Genomic DNA, 22654 nt, shown 5'->3' with positions numbered 1-22654 from the left:
ATCATGATCATTCATTGTTTCACGAGTAATTGTGCCTCTATAGGTGGGGCTACTCCCATTTCATTATGTAGCATTTTTGCGTAGTAATCATAATAATCTATCAACAGGTTGTGATCATTCAGCGCATATAAGTTTAGGAGAGCAAGGTTTATTTTTTCATGCAAAGGATAGTATGACAAAAAGGTTTTCAGCCGTTCCTCGGCTAAGTGAAATTCTCCATTCGAACCATAATGAAGAGCTAATTGAAGAGTTAGTGAACTATATTTTTCTACCAACTCTTCTTGAACACCTATACTCCATATGTAATCTTTCCTGCCGAATAAGCTTCCTTTGTATTGATGAAACACACGTTCACTTTCCTTTAAGTTTGCACTTGATACATTTTTGTGTGTTTCGAAATAATGAAGAAAATCGTCAAAATCACTATTCATGTTATTCATATCTAATAAATAACCTTCATTCACTTTTTTGATCGATAGCAAAATATCGTTTTCTTTGAGAACTTTTTTTAGTCGATAAATTGTTGTGTACAAATTATGTACGGCACGATCATCTTCCATATTTCCCCATAACAATTCTGTGAATATCCATTTATCTATTATTTGATTAGGTTTAGTAAGGAAGTAAGCAAACAGTTCTTCTGTTTTTTTTGTTGGCCATTTAATAATTTCACCAGAGCCATTTCTCACCTCAAGTGTACCTAAACATAAGATTGTTTCATTCCACTCCTCTTCAACTACTTTTCTAGTTTCACTTAATTGAGTTCCCATAAACTTTTGGTTCTTCCTTAGCCTAGTTGTCACTTTTTCTATTTCTTGAATCGTCACAGGTTTTAATAAATAATCAACTGCATACACTTTGAATGCATCTAAAGCATATTGCCCATACGCTGTTGTAAATACAATTTGGATATCCTCATTTATAATAAGCATTTTTTTTGCTAGCTCTATGCCAGTCATTTTGGGCATTTCTATATCAAGGAATACAACATCTGGCTTAATAATAGGAAACTGCTTAAGTGCTTCAAGAGGCTTGGTAAAAGTCCCAGCAATTGATAAATGAGCATTTTGACCTATAACTATCTTCATCAAATCTAAAATCGGTTTCTCATCCTCTACGATCATAACCTTAAGCATTAGCATTCTACCTCTTTCCTAAGAACTTTATTAGTCCATAATCAATTATCAGTACATTTAGGAAGCTGAATATTAACTCTCGTACCTTCATTTTCTCTTGAATGCACCTCAATATAACTACCATTGATGGATTCTAACCTCTTCTTTATGTTCGTCATACCAATACCTGCATTCTTTATTTTACCTGCACGAAACTGTTGAAGAACGTCATTTGTCATTCCAACTCCATTATCTTCTATTTGTACTAAGATATGTTTGCCATATTCTTTAATAGTTAATGAAACATAACCACGTCCTTCTTTTTCGAATAAACCATGTCGTATCGCATTTTCCACAAGCGGTTGGATACATAATGAAGGAATATGGACTGAGTCTAACCCTTCGCCTATTTCACACCTAAATTCAAATTGTTCAAACCTAGCTTTTTCAATTTCAACGAATGCATTTACTAAATCTAACTCTTGTTGAAGTGGAACAAGCATTGTCTTATGATCAGAGCTGTAAATAATTCGTAAATATTGACTTAACATCGTTAACAAATGTGCAGCCTTTTGCCCGTCTGTAAAGCAAAATGAGATGATATTACTAATGGCATTATATAAGAAGTGAGGTTTAATCTGAGCTTGCAAAAATGCCATTTCATTATGAAATGCTTCTTCCATTGATGTTTTCATAGATAGTAATGTTTGAATTCTAGCTATAATGGTGTTTGCTTCAAACGGTTTTGTTACATAGTCGTTCGCTCCAGCTTTGAAGCCTAATTCAATATCTTCTGGCAAATCATTTACAGTTGAGAATAAAATAGGCAATTCTAATAATGAATGTGTCTCTCTTATTTTTTGACATAATTCAATCCCTGACATAACTGGCATCATCACATCTAATATGACTAAGTCAATATTTTTATATTGCTCTAACTTCCTTAAAGCATCCTTAGCTGAATATGCAGTAATCACATTATAATGATGACTAGATAATAAGTTGTGTAATATCGTTATGTTTGATGGTTCATCATCCACAACTAAAATCGTGTTTTCATATTCATCTATTTTGTCAAAGTTTTGTTTTGACAAGATAATTGAGTTAGAAGGTATGACTGTTTGTTCAACTGATTCTTCATTATTTTCATGTTCAGAGCATGTGGCAATAGGTAATTTAAAAGCAAATCTCGTACCTTTTCCAACTTCGGACCAATCGACCCATATGTCACCGCCCATTTTTTCAATAAGTTGTTTGCTTATATACAACCCTAACCCCATACTTTGATAGCCATTTTGTGGCGACAGCTTATCAAGCTGTTCAAAATACCCAAAGATCTCTTCAAATTTCTCTTCAGGTATGCCGATTCCTGTATCCTCGACATATATATATAGTTGTTGGTCTAATGACTTAGCTGAAACAATGATTTCCCCATGCTCAGTATGTTTTATTGCGTTTTGTATTAAATTATATAAAATTTGCCTTAGCCTATTCTCATCAGCAACGGCGAATAAAGATTCATCAATCCCGTTTATCAAGTGTATTTGTTTCCCTTGAATTTCAAAGGCCAATACGTCAAACACGATTTGTGTAGACACTTTTATATCTACTTTCGTTGTGTTTAACCTGAATTCTCCATTCTTCAAACGTGTTACGTCGATTAAGTCGTTTACTAAATTTGAAAGTTTAATAGACGTGTCATGTATAAGCGACAGATTGTCCTTATATTTTTGTGATTTATGTTGATCCTCATTTTCAAGTAAAAAGGATGATATATTTATAATACCGTGAAGAGGTGTTTTAAATTCATGTGAAGTCTTAGCTAGAAATTCATCCTTCACTTTATCCACTCGAAGCAGCTCTTCTGATAACTGTTCATTTCTTTTAAAGGCATTTGAAAACCGTAGTGACATTAATAAAGCAAGCATTAATAATAATATAAAAGGTTCAAACGGAAATAAGGCAATAGGGTTATCAATTGCAATAAAGCTATCAATTACAATAAAATACTTAAACATATGTACACTCATTGCAATTGAGCCTAATATTAAATAGATACTACCCTCCATTTTTTGTAAAAAAGCTAAAATCATTACATACACAGCGAAAACCATAGCAAAAATACTATACAAAGACGTTGTATTTCTCACCCAAAAAGGAATATACGCAGGAAAAATAAGTTCATACAATGTTAGCAACAAACCTATTGACGCTACGAACCAAACAAACTTTTTACTAACTACATTTTTAAATGCTGCATATATATATAAAACTAATGAAAGGTTTGACAACATAAACGACACGTACTGCAGTCTTAAAACAATCCAGTGAGGAGTATTTGGAAAAACTGTATACCATACTAACTCTCCATGAACAGCTTTGAATATACCAGTAGCTAGGCAATAAATAGAGAAAAGTAAAAGAAAGTAATCCTTCTTCCTTTGAGAATACAGGCCAATAAAATACAGCCCCATGATGAGGAACACACTAATTGGAACCCAATCATTCATAAGTGATCGGTCTCTTAATTTCGAGATTTGTTGCTGATCACCAAAATATATAGAAGTAAATATACCTCCTCCAACCGAATAATCGTAGTTAGCTACTTGTAAAATAATTTCATTCATGCCTTTATTCAAAGTAAAGTATGTAACGTATGTTGCAGTCCCTGGAGTATAAAGCGACTCATCGTTTGGTTCCCCACTTGATCCCAACAATTCTCCATTCAAGAACAATTTATTCGACATAATTATAAATGAAGGTGTCTTTATACCATAAATATGTTGATCATCTTGTACGTTTACTTTTAAACGATAAGTTGCTTTGCCATACGGACTCATTGCTTGATTACCATTTTCATAGCTTGTCCAAGTTATGTTAGGCACTTTTACAAATTGAGGTATAAATTTTTGACTGGAGTTTGTTTTAAAATCATTTGCATTTAATAGTTTATTAGGATAAAACTCCCATTCCCCATCAAGTCGAATAACTCCATCATTTTCATGATCCCATTGCGATAAATCTAACACCCCATCTTCTATTGAAGGTGATGCTAATTCGTGATGTGTTGCAATATAGTATAATGTACCTGCTACGATCAGAGTGATCAATAATAATAACTGTATAGCGACTAACTTAGTTTTCATCTTGCACCTCAAGTAAAATACTCAAAAAAATTATTAATTAAATAGGTATAATTAACTATCATTTCCCAATAAATGTTTATAGAACTTAATAACGAACTAAAAGATAACACTACCAAAAGATTCTCACAAAAATCTCACAAAGTATTTTCTAGTCTCTTTAACTATTAAAATACTCTAACAAAAACTACTCAAAAACAATACATTGTTATTACCTATTGTGGAACATAAAGGAATTAGCTTTTAACAAAAGCCTTTTGTCCTAAACTATGTTGCTATTAATCGGAAACTAGAAGATTCAGCCATCGTTTTAGTATTAATAGGTATCGCTAAATCTAATCGTATATACGTAAAAATATAAGTACGATAAACAACATTCTATGCGAAAACAGCCAAACAAAAAAATAGCTTTTTCGTATACTTTGTTCCATCGTTAAATAAAGTGAACAATTGCGCAAATATAGTACTATTATAATAGTACTTATTGAGTATAAGCTACTCTATTTTTTACCTTAGCAAAAGTACAGCATAGAATAAAATGCAATGTAGCCTTCATACAAAGTTTTCACAAAAAAATAACTACTTAACCCCATATATAAGAAAGGTAAGTAGTTATATCTATTAAACTTGTTTTTTATTTTAAAATCATCGTTATTTCACAATGCTTGATTAATGACTTCCTATATAATCAAACGTATTTGAAGGGTAGAATGTCCAGTCGTTGCTATTATAAGTAGCTGCACCAGATGTAATATCACTATTCCTTAACAAGGTTTTATCTTTAGCAAAGCTAGTGCCTTCAACACCGATTACATCAATAATAACACCATTATGCTTCAAGACAATTGAATCATCACCATTAAAAACCATGTTTGTTTCAGTCATATCTGCTTCTACTAAAATAGTTTGGTCCGCGTTAGGATTTGCAATAACAAAAACTTCACCACTGTTTATTGTACCACTTAATGAAATACTACTAGAAAGGTTGGATAGCTCAATTGTATATTGTGATAGATCAACAGATACACTTGTTCCATTATAAATTTCTAGTGCTTTATTATAACTGCTTCCTTCAATATATTCAGAGAAAAATATATTGGATGTATGATTTTGACCATCTTCCACATAACCAAATGACCCTTCCGCAAAAGTCGTTTGATCCCACCACTTATAACCTGGGTCAGGTGAAGACCATGGCTCAAATTCAGGCTCTGTGGAATTTTGTGGTGTTTCAAAATGCAATAATGAAGTAGGTTGATCTAGCTCAAGTCCAGGTATATCAGCGAAGCTTGTATAGCTTTCTTGAACCGTTAGCCAATTTACCATATTCACAAGAAGTCTAGCGTCATCAACTTCAAGAAAACCGTCATAGGTTCTTTTGGATGATCCATTTTCCTCACGTGCATATTTAGGTGTTGCATCTTCTACCGGAGATGAATCCCCGATAAATGCTGTTTTTCCTAACCCATGCTTCCCAATCGCTGCATAAGGGCCTTCTTCGATTCCACCGCCATTATATACGCCCTGATCTACTGCATAAGACCATTTTTGGTTTGTGCTTGGTAAATATACGATCCCCTTAGCTTTTGTTGGATCTACTATAGCCAAGGTTGATCCAGCATGCATAGCCACGTTGTTTACCCCTTCTGTAATTCCGAAGGATTGATTTGGTGTTACAATTTGATTAGCCGTAACATCTCCTATCGCATTATAACGAAAACGAATCCCAAAATTTTCTGAGAGCCAATCAGAGCTTGTTACATCCTCCATCGCTGTTGAATTGCGCTCTTCAGTACTCATGCCTTTTGTTGGATCAGTCCACGCACCACGTCGATAACCGTTAAAAATTTCTGATGAATCCCAACGGTTTTTATTTCGGTCAGCATTATAATGGTCAGATATGAAAAAAATACTTCCTCCATTTTCTACATACTGTAACATGACCGCTTGCTCAGAACTTTTATAAGGTATATTTGCCTCAGGTATTATAAAAGCATCATATGTCGCTAAGTCTTCATATGTAATTGGGATAGATTGTCTAAGTTCTTTAACGTAATAGCCATTATCTGCGAGTGCATTTGCAAAATCTGAAAATCCCCCGTCTATTACCCAATCAGCTGCACCTGCAGTTTGTCCATGAGTATTGTCAAATAAAATCCTCTTTTCATTTACATTACCTCTTGCTTCAATTTCTGGTGCAGGATCTCCTACTCCTTCTGCAAAAATAGCAACATCTACTTGTAAATAAGCAACGAGGGTCAATAAAGCGATTACACTAATACAAATCCTTTTTCCTACTTTTAATATCATAAACAAACCTCCTACCTTAATTATTCTCCCTTTTCTAGATTATCATATTAATATGAAATTTAAGTTAAGAATCGTAATAATATTAATAAAACTATTTAATTACTTTTCCAAACTTACATTGTAGAGATTTAAAATAACAGCTTTAATGCTCATATACTAACAGGAGGCTTTTGTCCATATCCTTCTCTATATAATATTAAAATGCAATATGAAAAAGGAATTTGTCCTTACTTGTCGAATAACAATGATGAATGTCATACTTTCACCAGTGCTGTTTTCAAAAACTTATGATGAGATCTTCTTGGACTTCAATCTTTTTATTAAAAAAGACGCTATGAGTACTATATTGTACCTTGTTTAAGTCTCACTACATATAGCAACATTCACCTATCTATGAAAAGAAGTTTTACAAAGAAGAAATATATACACACTGCCGTATGCGTCAAGTATATGCACCTACCATAACCTCATATAGGATTGTTACTTACATCTAAACTAAGGAGCATGAATACAATATGAATACATTACAACTAATTAGTGACTATAAAAATAATTCCACGTATAGAGAGAGTTTTATTAAGCTAGCTAAAGATGTTTTTGGGATAGATTTTCAACAATGGTATGACTTAGGGTATTGGGATGATAATTATATATGTTATTCATTTGTTGATCAAAAACAAGTTATTGCCAATGCTTCAATAAATAAAATGAGCATCGTGCACATGGGGAAAGTGCTTAACGCGATTCAAGTTGGCACAGTTATGACACATCCTGAATATCGAAACAAAGGCTTAGCTGCGAAACTGATGAAACATATCATTGCAACATATGAAAACGATTGTGATTTCATATATTTATTTGCAAATGATTCTGTTTTAGATTTTTATCCTAAATTTGGATTCAGTAAAGTCTTAGAAAGTAGCTTTACTATACAGCGCTCTGACTTAAGTCTTAAACAGACAAATCCTTTAACGATAAAAAAATTAGATGTTAATAAACAATCACATCTAACAATTATTGAAAGATTAGCTAACACAAGAGTTCCTGTATCAAACATCTTTGGGGTAAAAGATTGTAAACACCTGCTAATGTTTTATATTATTACAGCATTTAAAGATGCTACTTACTATATTGAAGAGGAAGATAGCATTATTATTTTTGACCAAACTGATGGCGTGTTAAATCTTTACGATATGATTAGCAATGATAAGATCGATGCTGTGAACATTCTTAGTAATTTGATAACAGATGAAAAAACTATTCATTTTCATTTTACTCCGGACTTCCTGCAAGGTCTGTTAAAAACTGAACTCATATCAACCATTGGTAATGATACGTTGTTTATACGTCCTTTAGCAAAGGATTTCCCTAGCCATTTCTTATTTCCACTTACATCTCATGCGTAACATTGCTATTAAGATTTGTACAGTAATTGTTTAATCTACATGAACAGCACTTATCAAGGTGGAAGTTATACTCCTCCTGTTGATTAGCCCTAAAAATAGAAGTATGGTCTAGAAAAAAACAGAGTTGATCCAACAAAAAAAGTGTGTTCCCTAAGTCATATAAATGAATAGGAAACACACTTTTTCAGCTTAAATGATTTTAAAGCTGAATTTGCTGCAGACTAACTACAACCCCGTCCTCATCAGCGTAAACAAAATAGCCTGGCTTCCAGTCTATTCCACCAAAGTGTAATCGTTCATTCCTTTTCCCCTTCCCTTGCTTTTTACTTTTCAAAGGATGGGTTCCTATAGCTAAAATACCGATATTAAGTGTAGCAAGTTCTGCCGAGTCACGGACACACCCATTAATAATAATCCCACTTAAATTACGCGACATAGCAATACCACCTAGTCGATCCCCGAGCAAAGCACAATTTCTAGAGCCCGCACCATCTACTACTAATACCGACCCTTCTGGTACTGTCTCCAATGCTTCTCTAACTAAAACATTGTCCTCAAATACTTCTACCGTTGTGATTGGCCCAGAAAACATGTGTTTTTTTCCAAAAGAACGAAAGTCTGTTTGACAAATTGATAATTCTGCTCCAAATTCGTCACATAAGTCTGCAGTTTTTAACTCCATAATTACATCTCCTTTTTCACACTTGTTTTCTGGTTATTCGACAAATTGCATGTAAAATCCTGTAATGGGGCATCATTATTATGCTTAGTTAATTGATGGCACTTTTTCTGCGTAAGTGAAAGTGGAGAATTACACCTCTACACTCGGGATAGTGGCATCTTCTCTACTTTTACAATTTTGTGATCTCTCATAAAAGTACATCATAATGCTCATTTTTAATTAATAAATTTTACGAAAAGACTCATATTTAATAAGCAATTAAAAGCATATAAAAAACTGTGATCCATCATTTGATGAATCACAGTTTCTCTACTCTAACTTCAAATACTTGTTATTTCATTTATTTTTTCAAACCTCTATATGTTGCTGTTCTTAGCTCATCAATATAAGGCTCAAGCTCTGGCATTCCTTCTTCTCTTGCTTGGCGAATAGCAAGTTCAATATCGTATGGTACTCGAACTAACTGAATCGCAAAGGAGCTTACTACATCAGAACCGTAGTCCCCTTCTAGGATGATATAAGATGCCTGTGTCATATCTAAAGGATTACCTACACTTCCAACGTTTAAAAGCACCTTCTCTTGTATATGGTGGATAAAGGCATAATGAATATCTCCATAACAAACAACGTCTGGCTTACGTCCATTTATTCCACCAGTTTTTTCAGTATTCGCAAACATTTCCTTCCGCTTGTCTAGCGAGTCCCAAGGATAGACTCGGTGATGAACGCTCGTATGTGAAGCATGAAACAGCCGTATTTTACGACCACTCATCATAAAATCATACGAAAATGGTAAAGATTTTAAATACGAAAGTTGTTCTGAACTTAAACGATGCTGATACCACTGAATATATGTATTATTTGTTTCATTTGGAAGAAAGTCATCCCAATTACCTTGTACTACGATATCACAGGTGTCACGGATGATGTCTATACTTTTCTCTGGATGTGGTCCCTTCCCAACCAAATCACCTAAACAATAAATTTTTTCAATGCCTCGTTGTTTAATATCTAGCAGTACCGCTTCTAGCGCCGGAATATTCCCATGTATATCCGAAATAAGTGCAATCCTCTCCACCAACATCCCTCCATAAAGCTCATTATGGTTAAAGCCCAATTATGTTGAGCGAGTTTAATTGAAATTGTACTATAAATTTCCCACAAGTACCTAACAAAAACAATTTCTAGTTAAATTAGAGCTCATTTATAAAGGCTGTTTACGCATTGGTTGTTGCTTTTCGTATTATAAAATACACATATGTAACTATCATTTTCGGCATCATTTCTTCTATCTGAATATGAGTATGACTTTAATCGCCTTTTGTTAAGGTAATTTCATCTAAATAACAATATTACGAAACAAGCCTTTGTCAACATTTATACAAAGCATAAATCATTGACGAACTGAATTTGAATAAGCTACGATAGAATGTACGTGACCTTAAGGAGAGAAAAAACAGTGAAGAAAAAAATAGATATTATCATTTTGTCTGGATTTCTTGGCAGTGGCAAAACGACACTACTTACAAATTTGCTAAAACAAGAAAAACAACTTGACCGTAAAGTTGCCGTAATCATGAATGAATTAGGCAAAATATCAATTGACTCACAAGTAGTTCCTGATAACACAACTTTGAAAGAACTGTTAAATGGCTGTGTTTGCTGTACGATGCAAGGCCAACTAGAAGCACAACTTCAAGAACTATTATTAACCCAAAACATAGATGTTATTTATATAGAAACAACTGGGGTTGCACATCCAATAGAAGTGGTTGATGCGTGTATGTCACCTATTTTTGCTGATAAATTAGCAATACAAGGTATTATTACAATTGTTGATTCAAAAAGATGGTTTGACCGTGACAAGCTTTCTCCACAGATGCAACAATTATTATACGAACAAATTCGTCATGCTGATACATTACTTTTAAATAAAACTGACCATTTAACAGATGGAGAACAAGCAAATCTAATATTTTCAATTCAATCCTACAATTCTCATGCGACTTGTTTGTTAACTACTTTTGCAAATATCTCATTACAGCAAGTTCAAGCAGTTCCAAAAAACAGTCGTATTTCAAAACAAAGCACTCATGTTCAACATGATTTAAAAGTAAAATCATACGTACACCAGTTCATGCACCCCTTGGACATAGATACTTTTGAAAACTGGCTTCGGGAGATGCCTGAAACTATTTTGCGAATTAAAGGCTACTTGAAATTTACTCATTCTGAATCGATGTTCTTATTTCAGTACTCGTATGGGATGCCGATTTATATGAAAGAACCAGTACAAATGCCGATGAATGTCGTCTTTATAGGTGAAAATTTAAACACGTCATGGCTTGAGAACGAAATGATTAAACTTGAGCAAAAGAATCTATAGTATTTATGTTTAAAAATTCTATATTTTCAGAAATTAACAATAGTTATTTTCGCACATACCCTTTATAATAAAATTACAAAGCTTTAATATTTGCTCAAAACAAATGGAGGTGGGGCGCTAAAGCGATTAATGTAGACTTCAAATCGTATGTTGCTTGTTTATCTTTGTAAAAAGGAAGTGATTGTATGCGATTATTTAAAACGTTGAAAATACTTCTGTTAGCAAACGTAGCGATTATCGTAGTTTTTATCTTCCTTCCTGCTTTATTAATAAGTGACATTAGTGTCCTAGAATCAATTCTTGAAACATTAAATAACAATGACTAACACTAAGAAATTTTAAGAAGCCTGTACACAATATTTTTGTGACAGGTTTTTTTATTTTATATTTGTTACATATAGTTTCTTTGGTGCATGGACTTGTCAGAAAGCTCTTCACTTTTACACATATGAAATCTTGTGAATTTAAAATTTCACCTAGCCTTACTTATTGCATATATATAATCTGCTAATATGATACTTTATTTTCTATGAACTCATATAGCATAATAACCTTCATTCAAGCATTTGAACATTTAAGCCGTTGTCAAGTATGTTGGTGTTACCGCGGAATAATAGTCAAAGCGCGCTTTCGATAGGAAAATTCGATGAGCGATGATAAACTGTTTGAACAAATGATCCATCAATACCGACCGATGATACTAACAATAATGAGAAAACTTCATCTATATAAAAACTTTGATCACTATTATCAAAGTGCCTTAATTGCTTTATGGCAAGCTAATGACAAATTCGATAGTGAAAAAGGAATTTTTTCAACTTATGCTTATGCAACAATTCAAGGAAAATTATTATCTGAATTGACCAAAGAGAACCGTGTAGAGAGTCGTTTCCTCTGTATGAGTGATGAAAATCTTCAGTTTCTTGCTGGTTCTTACGTGGATATAGAAACAGAGCATGAAAGTTTGCTCATGTATTGTGAAGTATTAACAACGAATCAACAAAAATGGCTGTTAGGTACTTTTTTGTATGGTAAAAAACTACAACATATTGCTAGTGAAGAGGGTGTCTCAATTGCTGCCGTTAAATCATGGCGAAGACATGCTTTAGCAAAATTAAGAAAGACTTTCACTCCACCTTCCACTTAACCTTTCATATTAGTTTTCAAGTGGACATCTTTGTTACTTTGTAACAAAGAGCAGATTTTGGCTATATCTCCTGATTATGATCGCATTAACAAACAATCCCTACTCGTTTGCGTTTACGTGAGTAATATCGATTAATTATGATTGCGGTTTGTACGGCATTACAATTGGAACAGTCATTAAATGGTGTGCTCTTAAAAAGGTGCGATTTTTAGGGGCACCCATAGTTTTTAACTACGCTCTTCTGTTAGATAACGATATATTACGTCTCCACCTCTTTGAGCAATTCCATGAAAATGCTTAAAGTCACTGCGACTAACTATTACGTTTCGATAAGTATAGAATTGTTCCTTACTAACTCTAAATTCATTTAATTCTCCATCACGCAGTTTGTCTAATATTTCTGTAATATATTGTTCATCCATATGGACATTCCTCCTCTAGTAATAACTTATTGTTGGACATAAATGATAAAATCTATATAATCATGGGTAATAAAGCTAAAAAGTATGTAAACTAGCCCAATTACATTGTATTAATACTTCAAACTAGATATTTTAGTATTTTACATGTAAAGTTATTTATTGTCTATATGAGAGCGAGCCTAGTAAAAATTAACCTTATTAAAATAGTTATATTGACTCATTCATAGTGGTAAATTAATACATATTTCAGATCAAACGTATGAACTAACGATAATAAATGTCAATTATCCAAAAAATTGCTTTACTGATTATCTATTTTAGGGCAAAATTGGAAGTATAAGTTTTTAAAGGAGAGATAACATGAAAAAAGCAGAAGTGGGGAACATCATCGAGTTCAGAGGTGGGCTACAAGGAATCGTTGAGAAAGTTAATGAAAACTCCGTTATTGTAGACTTAACTTATATGGATAATTTTAATGAACTAGAGCTTGAACACCGTCGAACAGTTATTAACCACAAAAACTATAAAGTTATCGCTGAAACTAACTAACTCTTCATATCTTACTTACATATTCTTCTCCTGTACATACTAGAGCCATTTCACTTGAAGGCTGTTGCCTTTATGTGAAATGGTGCCAATACCTCGGATCATATATGTTCCTTCTTAAGCATCGACAACTACACATCAAAATAAAGATATGCTACACCGTTTAACTCCTTAATCGCTGTGGTCTTCTGATTTTCTTGTATTTCAAAAAAGCTGCTAAAAATTTTTTTCTTCCTTATCTATAAAATTCTCAATCTTCCATCCATTATCATAACGAAGCAAAAAACGCTACAATTCAGTAACGTTCAAAAAATAATGCAACTATTTAACAGGTAGAAATATGTTTTATAATCATCAATAAAAAATCAAAAGTCATAATTTTTTCTTGAGAGGTTAGTTAGAAGAACATTTTTACATTTTACTTATCATTTATTGGTGGTCGTGATTTCGAAAGAATTTATAAATATATTTACATTTATTTATCAAAGGGATCTTTGAGAATCAAAGAATCTGTGATGTGTACGTCTTTTTCTAACGCTATATCTGCTTCCCAGCACGTGTTTAAGAAAGCATCCTCATGAAAGATGTTAAGGGTTTGTTCAATAATATCTTCTACTTCTCTTTCAATTTGTTTTTGACGTTCAGACATGCGACTTCACTCCAATTATTAAACTTATATGTAAATTAATTACATTTTCGCATTTTCTTTTTCTTGTTGTAGTTATTCCGAGCCCCTAAAACGAAGGATGGACAGTGCTCATATAGAACACTGTCCATCCATAATATTATATTTTAATTATCATCTGGGTCTATGATCCCCAACTTAAACGTGATTTTAGATTTCTTTTCTAAATTACTACTTGCTACTTCCTCGCTACCTATACCAGCAGAAGCAGTAACTATAATAACAGCAATTGCTGTAAATGTTAATATGAGTTTCTTCAATTTATTGGTACCTCCTTGTCTAATTGTTTTAATTCAAGCATTGGTAACTGTGCATAATGCATATCACCAATTGCTTCAAATAATATAATCGATTGTCTTAAATGGTCTCTCTTTGAAGACAGATCATTTGCTATTAGACCTTTCATAAAACTAATAAATGGAGCCTCAAAATCTTCATATGTAGCATTTTTGATCAATTGCTCAGATTCATTGATTAAGCCTTTTTGATAATAATAATAAGCACGGTCAAAATCAGATGTGTCACCTGTTGCATTGTCTAAATCAACTTTATGATAACATTTTGCTATAAACAAGTGTGAGTCAACTGCTTGGCTATCTTTAATTCTACCACTTCTCGCATATAAATATGAAGATTTTTTTAAATTTTCTTCACATCCATCATAATCAGAAAAGAACTTGGTCAGCGCCAAAGAAAAATATGCTGATGCTTTAATTCTTTCTCCAGCATTACTGTTAAAAATCACTTTTGATATTTTTTCAACTTCTTCATATTTCAATAATTGCATTTTAGCTCTCATAAGTGATGTAAGGGCTCTTATCGTAAAGCTTTGACGCAAATAATCGTTCTTCACTTTCTTGGCAAGCTTGATTGACAACTCACTTTTTAGTTCTAACTCACTGAAATTACGCGCTTCCAAAACCACTAAACTATCTATTATTGATAATAAATAGACAATGACTGGGTCACTCGACCTAACTAATTTTGCCTCTAAAATGATGCTCGTCCATTTTTTATTTTGGGTCTTTTTTATCCGTAATAAATCATATAATTTAGCAGTTTTTTGTAAATTTTGACTTTTCCCCTTACACCGGTTTATTAAGTCAGTCAAAAAATCAAACAAGCTATTATCATACGCATAATCCATTAATTTTAGTAGATTAGTTGCACCTACATCATTTTTTCCAAAATCTTGGACAATGGCATCAATATTAGTCGAATTGTTTGCATATAGCCTTGCTAGCGAAAGAATATTTTCAAGCTTCGGTTCATTTTGAGACTGATTTTTTAAGTAGTTTTTCATATTTGCTATCGTTTTATCACTTACTTTTATGGCCGCACCAAGCTCAACATTACTACGTTCATCAAAGATCATTTTATCATAGAGATTTTCCAATGTTATCAATAGAAATTACCTCTTTTCGAAAACATTTGTCAATAAACTATCTTTTGTTACAATATTCAATCATTTTCATAGCTAAAAATGTGATGATTTCGTTTAGTTTTACCTAATAATCTCATTTTTTTACATAAAAGTAAATAGGAGCTTATACATAACTACTTCATATTTAATGTAATTTAATATTAATAGTCTCTGTATCAAAAACATCTATACATGACTTAACTACTAGATGTTGAACTAAACAATTGTTTATCTCGTTAAAGCATAATACAACACATAAATCCAGCTTAATAAACCATGTATACAAGCCCAAATAATTGATTTATGAAGACTCCAAGATATTGCAATTGCTAATGCCGATCCAAATGTAATACCCGTTGATACATAATTTGACTTATTCTTCTCTTTCACAATCTTCATATGCATCACCTTTTCTTATCGATTTTTTAATATACCTAGAAAAACATCTTTTTCATTATTTTACCATACTTAGATCATTTACATTGTAATTGTGAATATTTTTGAATTAAGCTAATTACCTACTACATTTGTATTATAAAGTAAGCAAAAATATATCTTGAACCTAAAAGTGTAAACAAAATTGGTGCGAAAATTGATTTTTAACATCAACGAAATAATAAAGCCCTTTCTTCTTGAAACTATATGTGGTACAATTAGTTCTGTTATTGTTGTTCCAATATGATTGTTAAAAGGAAATATCTCAAAGATTTTCATCTTTAATATATATTTGGAGTAAGAATAGTAATATAATGTGGAATTAATAATCCACCCAGGAGGAAGCGAAATGGCACAAGGTAAAGTAAAATGGTTTAATGCAGAAAAAGGTTTTGGATTTATCGAAGTTGACGGTGGAGATGATGTATTTGTACACTTCTCAGCTATTCAAGGTGATGGCTTCAAAACATTAGAAGAAGGTCAAGAAGTTTCATTCGATATCGAAGAAGGTAACCGTGGACCTCAAGCTGCTAACGTACAAAAGTTTTAATAAAAAAAATCGTCTTTTATAGACGATTTTTTTTATTCTTTAATATTCTGTTTGAGCTAGTACTAGCAGAGTACTACACCCTCGATGTAGGAAGTAGGACTTGGCAAATTCCAATATTCTTCATTTTGATTATGTTAATGTACTAAAATTCCTCATACTCATAACAGAATTGTTCAATGTTCTGATTATTTAATTTAAAAAATGTATTTTGCGAAACTCCTAATCTCAATGCTTCCTCCTTATCCATTTGTTTGTATACCCCTCTTAAATCTCTACCCATTAAGCCATATGAAATGACAATTACTTTCTCAACATCCTTAATACTATTAAGCCATTTGGATGCACGCTCTACAACAGCATCATAGCTTTCCCATCTGGAGATTTGAAATACCAATTGTAACTATCTGTATTTTTTATAAGGTTAGGCCATGAAGCTTCTATTTCCTTAGTTGTTAAGCCAGCCCAAGAACCAACAGATACTTCTTTTATCCTATTATCAATAATTACCTTATTAAAATCATACCCTAGAGTTTCACAAATAATTTTTGTACTTTGAATAGTTCTTCCTAGTGGACTAGAATAAATAGTCCATTCATGAGGATCATCGATTACTAGCTTTAATAACCTTGAAATGTTTTTAACCTGGTCAATCCCCTCTATTGTTAAAGGTGAATCAAGCTCACCCTGATATCGTCCTTGAGTATTAAAAACTGTTTCTCCGTGTCGAAGTAGGTAAATAGTATGAGTGAACCTCTCCAACTAATTGTTGTACAATTTGATGGAGCATCCCTTGTCTTAAATAGAGTACAAAACAAGCTATTAAGCCACCTTCGGTGACTCTAATGCCAAGTTAAGACTAATTAATGAAGACAAGTTTTGTTCTGTTCTTTTTGCCAATTCAGGAACTTTTGCCTGAAGGGACAACCATTTCTTTTCAGAAATGGATTTTTGGACTCCTCGAATAAAATATCGAGCTCCGATATTGTAAGAAGCTGATAAATCCGCATGATAAACTTTGCCCGTCGAAAACGTGGCAAGGTCTTTTTTAGGGTTTCTCTCTAATTCTCCCGAACCATCAAAAGCTAAGGCACTTGTATTTCTGCATTCCGAGGTAATGAGCCGCTTGAGTGACTTTGTTTTGAATCCCTTTTTTTCTCCAATAATGGAGCTTGAAACGAAGTTTTTTTGCACCGTAGTAACCCTTTGGGGTTTTCATTTTATCCAGGTACTTAAAGACAATTACATCGCAATTATGCTCGCGAGCGAACTTCACGATTTCGTAAGAAGTATTGTTTACAATGTGTTTTTGAATTCCATTGATTCTACGCCAAAAGTAAGGAGCAGATATCCAGCCGGAAATCACTTGTGCTTTGCGTAATTTGTTCGTCATTGTATACAATCGGTCTTTTTCTTTTGGCTGGTTAATAAACTTTCGAGCCAAGACAGTTCCGGTTGAATCCATAACTGAACAAACCGCAGAGTTTGTGATTCCAAGATCTATGGCACAAATCTTTTGGTCTTTTAATTTTGTTTTAGTTAATGTTACTTTGTGTTCGTATGTAAAATTGAGAAAGTACTTTTTCCCAACCTTAACAAGCTTAGGACTAGATTCTTTCCACTCCCAAACGCCACGTTTATGTAAATCCTGCCCTTTGAATTCTACATCTATCCATACCCAATCATTTTTATGGAAAATCTTGATTTGAGCAGTGTTATCCGATGTTCTTTCGAACATATTACCACGATAAAACACAGGGAACTCTTTATGTTCCAACTGTAATCGAGGTGGTTTTTGGGTGAATTTCTTTCCCTCTAAAAAAGATTGTGCCTGTTCTAACTCCCAATTTTGAGAATTAGAACGAAAACTTTTCACTTTTCCGAATGCAGACGCAATAGCTGCTCTTCTAAAATACGAAGGAAATTTATAAAAACGTGAATTGAATTCTCGGTATTTTGGAAGAGGGTTTGATTTTGTCGTATGAATTAACTTCTCAACAGCTGGAACAATCGATTTCATATTAATGTCATCAACATTAGCAAACTCTTTGTCTATTACATTAATAATGAAAGATAAAGCCTTATTGTAAATATCAACCGTTGCATCGAAGATGCGAGACTGATTGATAACTTTACATCTAAGTGTTTTAGCTATTTTCATTTTCAAACCCTCCTTCCGAAAAAATCTATAATATTATATTTTAATCATATCACTCAAACATTTAGTTGTATATTTAAAGTGGATTGAAATGACTAATTATAACAAGAATAGATATGCATATTATAAGTTAACTTACCATTTAGTTGTAGTTACAAAATACAGACATAAATGTATATAAGAAGATATTATGAAACGATTAAAAGAAATTACCGAGTCCTTGTTTGAAAAATGGAATTGCGAGATTATTGAAATGAACTGAGAAGAGGACCACATTCATATTTTATTTGATGCTCCACCTCAAATAAACTTGGCTAATACGATAAATAGCTATAAAACTGTAACATCAAGATATATAAGAAAAGAGTTCCAAAAGGAACTTTCGAAATACTAAACCTTATTTTTGGAACCGTAGTTATATGGTTTTAACTACAAAAGGAGCTAACATTGACATAATAAAAAAATACATTGAAGAAGGTGAATGAAGACCTTAGCGACTAACCCCCACTAAATCAAATAGATTTTGAAGGGGAATGTGTCTCTATTTTTTTGTTCAATATAATAACCTCCAATGGTTTAAGATATTAATTCAAATTCTTATGTACTAAAAAAAGTATTTTTTCATTGTCACTCTCTACATAGGTAGATAACAGTATTGGAAATATCTACAAGGCTCTCTCTAGAAGTTGTAAATTCCCTTTACATGAATTGCCAAGCATGATAGCCTTAGATGTCGATACCTAGGGGATGATATGTATGCTCTTGGTAGGAGTAACATGACCACGGAGGCACCATATCATGCGCCGTTGCAATACCACCTTAAATTGTGTAGGCGGTTTGTAACATATCTTATTTCTTAGTGTCCGGAGATTTAACATAGATCGACCCATTTCAACATTGTTAAGAAATACATATAATAATTAAAATATACAAATGTTAACAAATAAATATTCAATATAATAATACCAACCAATATTGTTATCTTGTAATTCAATTACATTGGAGGAAATTACTCTTGAAAAGATTAGTGTTTGTAATTATTTTTATTTTTTTTCTAGCATTTTATTTAGAATATGGAAAAGGAAAACAGCTTACAACGACCTCTTCTATTGAATTTTCTGAACAAGACCATATTCAAAATATTATGATTAATGAGGAAAAATATGGATTTGAACAAATTGATACAAAAGAACAGGTTTATTTGAACAGTAAAGATACAATTTATACTTATCAGATACTTACTAGTCCAATTTCGTTTCTTAATATTACAAAAAGAACTTTGGATAATGGGGATTTCTTTATCTTTACTTCGCTCCAAAATAATAGCACAAATCCAATAGATGTGACTGTCACATTTCCCATACCAGAAGTATCACACTATACATTACAGCCATTTGACCAATTTTTGGCAGGGCGAAGATACAATGAAGATATTGGTTTTGACCTAACTACTAATCCACTAGGTTTACTAACCACTTACAATGGGAGTGAATATTACTCAAATGTTATGATTAGTAAAATATATCATTCAAAAGAATTATCTCAAATCTACGAAGATGAAAGAGAAAGTATCGTCAGAGAGCTTATATCTGAGAATCGAGATGTTGATGTGATTGTAAAAAAAGACCATCTACAAATTAAATTAGATATGGAGTCTTTAGGAGAAGACATTGTAGATCATTGGTCCCTTTTTTCTGAAAAACAATTATTTACTTCTGATAATTCTTTTAGCGAATGGATTAAAAAATCAAATTACCAAAAATGGAAAACGAATAGCTGGTATACCGCTAAAGGGCCATACAAAAAACTAGTTACTACTGTTGAGCCTCTGCCAGAGTCTCAGCTTAATTACGGAAGGAATTTGTTGCTCGTAAAAGATTTTTCTGCATTAGAGGAATACAAAGAAACAAAGGAAAGGTACTTTTACGATTTGGTTCTAAATTCTATAGCAAACTTAACAGTTTTCAAAGGAAATAAGGAGTTTTGGGAGACTGAAATTACAAGCACTTGGCTTAAAAAGGAATACGGTATAGAAGCTCCTTATATTGATACACGTCATAATGAAGGGATAGCTCTTTTCCTAGAAGAAACAGGAGATTTATTAGAAATTCCAGAATTAAAAATTGCCTTACTAAATTATGCTGACCTTTTAGTAGACCAAATTGAATCTAGAAAAGTTCTTGAAATTGCACCAGATGCATTTTTGATTAGTGATTATTTTTCATTTTATCAAGATACACTACCTACACACAGTTCACTTAATCATGTCTTAGGGGGATTAAACCTGTTATTAAAAAGCTATATTGAAACAAAAAATGAAGAATATTTAAAATGTGCATACAATATTCAAAATGCAATAGACCTTCTTGGAGAGAAATGGTTAACTGACGAAGGTGATACATGGTATCAAATTGGACCCGATATGACTTTTCAAGGTGAAGATTATACTTTACTTACACTTGAGGATCTTTTACACACTTACGAACTTTGGAAAGAAATTGATTCTAAAAAGATAAACACTATAGAAATGCTTATAACTTCAAAAGCTGCTTATTTGATTAATAAAGAGGTAGGGTTATCACAAGAAATAGTTAAATTATTAATAAACAATGGATTCAGTGAAATTATTAAGAACTATAATAATATCCTTCCATACTAAGAAAATTATTTTTTAAGTAATATAACATTTGTATTTGAAGGTTTGTTGACACTTTTACCTCCATAGAGTCAAGCTGATAACCTTACAATTATACTGAGATTTTTGATAAACTAAAATGCATGCTATTGAGATGTGAGCTCATGTTTATGTATGTCATTCTTCCTAAGTCAATGTATACAAGCATGTTGGGTATTATTCCATAACCCTCAAACAGGTATATTATGTGTGACAAGAACTTATACAATACTAGAGACATATATGTTTGGAAACAGCCCTACAGGATGAGGATTAGGGCTGTTTTTTCGGGGAGTCAATCATGTTGTATATTATGCATTTGTTAATATTTATCACGTGGGCAGTCAACAATAACAACTTGTAAACCAACTGAATTGTCCCAACACTTGACGAGTTTAGGGATTATTAGGAACTCGTTATTAGCCATGTACTTTCCCTTACATTAGCAAAAGCTACCGAAAGTGATCAAACATCCTATTTTCCATTTCCTTTTTGTTAGGACTTCCATATACTTTTCAACTAGAAATACTGGCAGTACAACTATCAAACAAGTATAAAAAGAATTATTTCACTTGTTACCTTTTACATAATCCACAAAACCATACACTATAGAGGCGTCTTCCTTATACAAAGGTGGTTTACTAAGAGTCACAACTTGCAATTTTATCTTAACCAAAAATTTGAGCCGCAATGCCGAATAATGTACTGTTCCTAGGTGGCAAATTTTCAGAGTTAATGACCATAATTGGTGGCTCACTAACTTTGTTAAACCCACTTTGTTCTAGGTACAACATAAATTGATCATTACCCGTTGGCACATCAATTCTTAATTTCCCTTGATGTTCAAATGCTAGCTTATCAAGTATTAAAGCTGCTGTTTCATGATCAGGTGCTACTATAGGCCCTAGTATTAAATTTATGGGTCCTCCTATAGATATACCATAACCCATAATATTTCCGCTGTTATCTCTAGCTTCTATACATTGCTCGGATTGATTTATTCTAACTTTAAGAAAATCACTTCTTTTATCTCCAAAGGCAGCTTTATCTAAGTCAACAATTCTATTCATGTCAATTTCATTGAAAGCTCTAATGGTGACATTACTATTAGTTAATAACTTAAGATTATTAGTATAGCTATCACAAAGATACTTATGAACATAATTTACAGTTCTAAAATCCATTTTTTCATATAAGATTTTCCCATCTTCTGTTGCAATTAGCATAATTGTTTTGTCATTAGAACAAGAATCTATACATTTTTGAGTTACCACTCTCCCTAGACCTAATCCTCTAAATTCTTTAGAAACAATAACCATACCGATAGAAGCTAAATTTGTATCGTACGAGATAATAGCAGCGCAAGAGACTACTTTTCCTAAAGCGTTTTTGTAGCCAAATATTTTTCCAGTTGACAAAACTGTACAGATTTCATATTTATCATAATCCCAGCCAACTGAAGTAGATAATTCGATTAAACTATTGATATCATCAGTATTTAACTCAAATAATTCTAATTTCGTTTCATCGTATGTAGCCATAAAAGCCATCCTTTAAATGCAATTTATAATTACC

At 32.5% G+C, this 22654-nt stretch carries 23 protein-coding genes; 9 read left to right on the top strand and 14 right to left on the bottom strand.

What is annotated here, in order from left to right:
• Positions 1 to 11: 11 nt before the first annotated feature.
• From SLH52_RS12940 to SLH52_RS12930, 3 genes are all read right to left on the bottom strand, one after another.
• The gene (locus SLH52_RS12940) at positions 12 to 1136 is read right to left on the bottom strand and encodes a response regulator (protein ID WP_320209693.1); all 1125 of its coding nucleotides are present in this window, start codon (positions 1134 to 1136) and stop codon (positions 12 to 14) included.
• Between the two features lie 41 nt (positions 1137 to 1177).
• On the bottom strand, positions 1178 to 4261 hold the full coding sequence (locus tag SLH52_RS12935) for an ATP-binding protein (protein ID WP_320209692.1): 3084 nt from the start codon (positions 4259 to 4261) through the stop codon (positions 1178 to 1180).
• Positions 4262 to 4927: 666 nt separating this feature from the next.
• A complete protein-coding gene (locus SLH52_RS12930; protein WP_320209691.1) occupies positions 4928 to 6568 on the bottom strand; it encodes a lamin tail domain-containing protein in 1641 nt (546 codons plus the stop codon).
• 515 nt (positions 6569 to 7083) lie between these two features.
• Here SLH52_RS12930 and SLH52_RS12925 point away from each other — a divergent pair.
• Positions 7084 to 7974: a GNAT family N-acetyltransferase gene (locus SLH52_RS12925; RefSeq protein ID WP_320209690.1), complete on the top strand. Its 891-nt coding sequence runs from the start codon at positions 7084 to 7086 to the stop codon at positions 7972 to 7974.
• Positions 7975 to 8173: 199 nt separating this feature from the next.
• Here the strand turns inward: SLH52_RS12925 and rraA are convergent, their stop codons facing one another.
• Complete coding sequence (gene rraA, locus SLH52_RS12920) at positions 8174 to 8656, bottom strand: ribonuclease E activity regulator RraA (protein WP_320209689.1); 483 nt, start codon at positions 8654 to 8656, stop codon at positions 8174 to 8176.
• Between the two features lie 340 nt (positions 8657 to 8996).
• A complete protein-coding gene (locus SLH52_RS12915; RefSeq protein WP_320209688.1) occupies positions 8997 to 9734 on the bottom strand; it encodes a metallophosphoesterase family protein in 738 nt (245 codons plus the stop codon).
• A 381-nt stretch (positions 9735 to 10115) separates the two neighbouring features.
• Between SLH52_RS12915 and SLH52_RS12910 the strand changes: the two genes are divergently transcribed.
• The 3 genes from SLH52_RS12910 (at position 10116) to SLH52_RS12900 (ending at position 12189) form a co-directional block, all read left to right on the top strand.
• Positions 10116 to 11042 carry a GTP-binding protein gene (locus SLH52_RS12910; protein WP_320209687.1) on the top strand — a complete coding sequence of 309 codons (927 nt, stop codon included), beginning with the start codon at positions 10116 to 10118 and terminating at the stop codon, positions 11040 to 11042.
• Positions 11043 to 11227: 185 nt separating this feature from the next.
• Entirely contained in the window at positions 11228 to 11368 is a 141-nt protein-coding gene (locus SLH52_RS12905) for a hypothetical protein (protein ID WP_214482237.1), read from the top strand.
• Between the two features lie 320 nt (positions 11369 to 11688).
• Positions 11689 to 12189 (top strand): sigma-70 family RNA polymerase sigma factor, encoded by a 501-nt coding sequence (locus tag SLH52_RS12900; RefSeq protein ID WP_320209686.1) that lies wholly within the window; start codon positions 11689 to 11691, stop codon positions 12187 to 12189.
• Positions 12190 to 12416: 227 nt separating this feature from the next.
• On the opposite strand, the gene SLH52_RS12895 is transcribed toward SLH52_RS12900, so the two are convergent.
• Positions 12417 to 12611 carry a hypothetical protein gene (locus SLH52_RS12895; protein ID WP_320209685.1) on the bottom strand — a complete coding sequence of 65 codons (195 nt, stop codon included), beginning with the start codon at positions 12609 to 12611 and terminating at the stop codon, positions 12417 to 12419.
• Positions 12612 to 12971: 360 nt separating this feature from the next.
• Here SLH52_RS12895 and SLH52_RS12890 point away from each other — a divergent pair, with 360 nt between their 5' ends.
• Positions 12972 to 13160: a YkvS family protein gene (locus SLH52_RS12890; RefSeq protein WP_214482234.1), complete on the top strand. Its 189-nt coding sequence runs from the start codon at positions 12972 to 12974 to the stop codon at positions 13158 to 13160.
• Between the two features lie 472 nt (positions 13161 to 13632).
• On the opposite strand, the gene SLH52_RS12885 is transcribed toward SLH52_RS12890, so the two are convergent.
• The 4 genes from SLH52_RS12885 to SLH52_RS12870 all read right to left on the bottom strand — a co-directional run bounded on the left by SLH52_RS12885 (position 13633) and on the right by SLH52_RS12870 (position 15664).
• Positions 13633 to 13806, bottom strand: coding sequence for a hypothetical protein (locus tag SLH52_RS12885; RefSeq protein WP_320209684.1), 174 nt, complete (start codon positions 13804 to 13806; stop codon positions 13633 to 13635).
• Positions 13807 to 13949: 143 nt separating this feature from the next.
• Positions 13950 to 14102, bottom strand: coding sequence for a hypothetical protein (locus SLH52_RS12880; RefSeq protein WP_320209683.1), 153 nt, complete (start codon positions 14100 to 14102; stop codon positions 13950 to 13952).
• Positions 14099 to 15247 (bottom strand): AimR family lysis-lysogeny pheromone receptor, encoded by a 1149-nt coding sequence (locus SLH52_RS12875; RefSeq protein ID WP_320209682.1) that lies wholly within the window; start codon positions 15245 to 15247, stop codon positions 14099 to 14101. Before SLH52_RS12875 ends, SLH52_RS12880 begins: the two co-directional genes overlap by 4 nt.
• 246 nt (positions 15248 to 15493) lie before the next feature.
• Positions 15494 to 15664, bottom strand: a complete 171-nt coding sequence (locus tag SLH52_RS12870) for a hypothetical protein (protein WP_320209681.1) — start codon at positions 15662 to 15664, stop codon at positions 15494 to 15496.
• Between the two features lie 385 nt (positions 15665 to 16049).
• Between SLH52_RS12870 and cspD the strand changes: the two genes are divergently transcribed.
• Entirely contained in the window at positions 16050 to 16250 is a 201-nt protein-coding gene (gene cspD, locus SLH52_RS12865) for a cold-shock protein CspD (RefSeq protein ID WP_320209680.1), read from the top strand.
• 142 nt (positions 16251 to 16392) lie between these two features.
• Here the strand turns inward: cspD and SLH52_RS12860 are convergent, their stop codons facing one another.
• From SLH52_RS12860 to SLH52_RS12850, 3 genes are all read right to left on the bottom strand, one after another.
• Positions 16393 to 16644: a hypothetical protein gene (locus tag SLH52_RS12860; protein ID WP_320209679.1), complete on the bottom strand. Its 252-nt coding sequence runs from the start codon at positions 16642 to 16644 to the stop codon at positions 16393 to 16395.
• A complete protein-coding gene (locus SLH52_RS12855) occupies positions 16599 to 17009 on the bottom strand; it encodes a histidine phosphatase family protein (protein ID WP_320209678.1) in 411 nt (136 codons plus the stop codon). The genes SLH52_RS12860 and SLH52_RS12855 overlap by 46 nt, the downstream gene beginning before the upstream one ends.
• A gap of 316 nt (positions 17010 to 17325) precedes the next feature.
• The gene (locus tag SLH52_RS12850; RefSeq protein WP_320209677.1) at positions 17326 to 18408 is read right to left on the bottom strand and encodes a transposase; all 1083 of its coding nucleotides are present in this window, start codon (positions 18406 to 18408) and stop codon (positions 17326 to 17328) included.
• A 307-nt stretch (positions 18409 to 18715) separates the two neighbouring features.
• On the opposite strand from SLH52_RS12850, the gene SLH52_RS23390 reads away from it, so the two are divergent.
• The 3 genes from SLH52_RS23390 to SLH52_RS12840 all read left to right on the top strand — a co-directional run bounded on the left by SLH52_RS23390 (position 18716) and on the right by SLH52_RS12840 (position 21064).
• Positions 18716 to 18799 carry a hypothetical protein gene (locus SLH52_RS23390; protein ID WP_413785528.1) on the top strand — a complete coding sequence of 28 codons (84 nt, stop codon included), beginning with the start codon at positions 18716 to 18718 and terminating at the stop codon, positions 18797 to 18799.
• Positions 18800 to 18824: 25 nt separating this feature from the next.
• On the top strand, positions 18825 to 18890 hold the full coding sequence (locus SLH52_RS12845; protein WP_320209814.1) for a hypothetical protein: 66 nt from the start codon (positions 18825 to 18827) through the stop codon (positions 18888 to 18890).
• Between the two features lie 530 nt (positions 18891 to 19420).
• Positions 19421 to 21064, top strand: coding sequence for a hypothetical protein (locus SLH52_RS12840; protein WP_320209676.1), 1644 nt, complete (start codon positions 19421 to 19423; stop codon positions 21062 to 21064).
• A gap of 683 nt (positions 21065 to 21747) precedes the next feature.
• Here the strand turns inward: SLH52_RS12840 and SLH52_RS12835 are convergent.
• Positions 21748 to 22620, bottom strand: coding sequence for a GNAT family N-acetyltransferase (locus SLH52_RS12835; protein ID WP_320209675.1), 873 nt, complete (start codon positions 22618 to 22620; stop codon positions 21748 to 21750).
• Between the last annotated feature and the right edge of the window lie 34 nt (positions 22621 to 22654).

This window comes from Cytobacillus sp. IB215665, from assembly GCF_033963835.1.
Lineage (GTDB): Bacteria > Bacillota > Bacilli > Bacillales > SM2101 > Nanhaiella.
The sequence above is the reverse complement of the archived record's forward strand: the minus strand, read 5'-3'. Positions and strand labels throughout refer to the sequence as shown.